A 2,390-nucleotide genomic window follows, 5' to 3' on the forward strand; every position below is an offset into this window, starting at 1 on the left:
GCACCTGTTAGTTTTCCCGTATTTGTTATATAATTAACGCGAGGATTTATTCGGTTGCTGAGGGGGTGGAATCATGGGCGTGATGACTGCCCAGCCGCCCCTTCCCATAGCCATCGAGGAAGGCGCTGTGCCGGTCGGCGCGGCCGTATCGCTGGCGGAGGACGCCGACGGCGGCCGCATTTTCCTCCACGGCCAACTCATCTACGCCTGGGATGACGGGGACACGGCCACGCGCCGGTTCGCTGCAGCGAAGCTGGCTGACATGAAAGCAGCGACCGTGACCGAGGTTGCTGCCGGGTTCGGTGTCGATCCCGGCACGTTGTGGCTGTGGCGCAGGGAGCTGAAAGCCTCCGGCGTGGCAGGACTCGTGCCGGAGAAGCGCGGTCCGCGCGGGGCCAGCAAACTCACCCCGGCACTGATCTCGGACATCAAGGTCCGACGTGCCGGCGGGGACTCGTTCCGGACGATTGCCGCAGCCGTGGACGTGTCCATCTTCAGCGTCCACAGGGCGTTATCCATGGACACCGCGGATGGCGCCGACACCCCTGCGGTCCCCGCCGGCCAGGGGGCGGCGCAGACAGGACCGAAGCCGGCCCAGCGGGAGGCGGAAGCGGATTCCACCATGGCGGAAGCGGCGAAAGAGCTACCGGTGCTGCCGGCACCTGCGGACCGGTCCGGGGAGCGGGCGTGGGCCCGGTCCGGGTTGTTGGAGTGCGCGGCCCCGGTCTTCGCACCCGCGGCGCGGGTGCCGTTGGCCGGACTGTTCCTGGCCCTGCCCGCCCTCGAGCGCACCGGGCTCCTGGAGTGCGCGAAGGAGACCTTCGGGGCGTTGCCGAACGGGTTTTACGGGTTGGAGACCATCCTGACCGGCGCCGTGTTCCAGGCGTTGGCGGGGGAACCACGGGCCGAGGGGATCACCCGGATCGACCCGGCAGCCCTGGGCCGGGTCCTGGGCCTGGACCGGGCTCCGGAAGTGAAAACCCTCCGCCGTAAAACCGCCGCGCTGGCCAGCAGAGGCAAGGCCGGGGACCTTCTGACCGCAATGGCTGCTAGACACCTCAACGGCAGTGCTGAGCCGGGGCAGGATCTGGCTGCGGTGCTTTACGTTGATGGGCATGTCCGCGCGTACCAGGGCACCAGGAAGATCGGGAAGATCCATTCGACGAGGTTGAAGTTCCCGGTCCCGGCGACCGAGGAGACCTGGGTTGCCGACACTGCCGGGTCACCGGTCCTGGTGGTCATGGCCGAGCCCGGGGCCGCGCTGACCGGGGAGCTGCGCCGGCTCCTGCCCCAGCTGCGCACCATCATCGGCGATGACCGGCGGGTCCTGGTCGGGTTTGACCGGGGAGGCTGGTCCCCATCCCTCTTCCAGCACATGGCAGAGAACAACTTCGATGTGTTGACCTGGCGCAAAGGTCCCACCGAGGACGTCCAGCCCTCCCACTTTGCCGAGGTCACCCACACCGACGAACACGGGCAAACCCGGACCTGGGAAGCGGCCGACACCCAGGTCGGGGTGCCCGTCGGTACGACCGGGGAAGTCTTTCCGATGCGCCAGCTGTCCCGCCAGGTCAACACCCCCGGTGGCGGGTCACGGCAGATCCACATCCTCACCACCAACACCAACATGCCGGCCGGGGAGATCATCTACCGGATGGGCGCACGCTGGCGGCAGGAAAACTACTTCCGCTACGCCAGGATCCGCTTCGCCCTGGATTCCCACGACGCCTACACATCCAGTGATGACGACCCGGAACGGTCCGTGCCGAACCCGGCCAAACGCAAGGCCTACCAGCAAGTCCTCGCCGCCAAAACACGGTACGAGAAGACCCTGGCAGAGACCGACGCCGCGATGCTCGCGGCCCGCACTCCGCCGCCGGGAACATCCACGGTCCTGATCACCAACACCATCCACAACGCAATCACCGCGGACCTCCTGACCGCCGAAACCGCTCTCGAGACCGCACAGACCGCGCACCGGGAGATCCCCGCCCGGGTCCCGCTCGGTGAGATCGCCGCAGGCCAACAGGTCCTGGAGACCGAAACGAAACTGCTCAGCCATGCGATCCGGATGGCCGCGTTCAACACCGCGTCAACGCTGGCGAGGGAGATCCGGACCAACACCGGCTACGCCCGCGGCGACGACGAAGCCCACGCCCTGATCCGGCAGGCCCTCACGCACAGCGGTGACATCGACCCCCGCATCGACGGTTACCTCACCATCCGCTTGGACCCGCTCCCGACCCGACGGGCAACCACCGCGATCAGCGAACTATGCGCCCACCTCACCGCCACCGAAACCCGCTACCCCGGCACCGACCGGATCCTGCGATTCGAGATCAAAAACAAAGAAACGTCACCCACAAATTAAATGGCTCGGTCAGGAGCCC

General features: G+C 67.0%; 1 protein-coding gene. It reads left to right on the forward strand.

The genetic code is table 11. The annotated features are described in order from the left end of the window. Positions 1 to 73 precede the first annotated feature (73 nt). Positions 74 to 2,371 (forward strand): putative transposase, encoded by a 2,298-nt coding sequence (locus QK290_RS18345; RefSeq protein WP_160669457.1) that lies wholly within the window; start codon positions 74 to 76, stop codon positions 2,369 to 2,371. Positions 2,372 to 2,390 lie beyond the last annotated feature (19 nt).

The organism is Pseudarthrobacter sp. AL07 (genome assembly GCF_029960665.1).
Lineage (GTDB): Bacteria > Actinomycetota > Actinomycetes > Actinomycetales > Micrococcaceae > Arthrobacter.

Bases quoted from the DNA above. Each gene is read 5' to 3' on its own strand.
- QK290_RS18345 (WP_160669457.1), top strand. From the start codon at position 74: ATGGGCGTGATGACTGCCCAGCCGCCCCTTCCCATAGCCATCGAGGAA.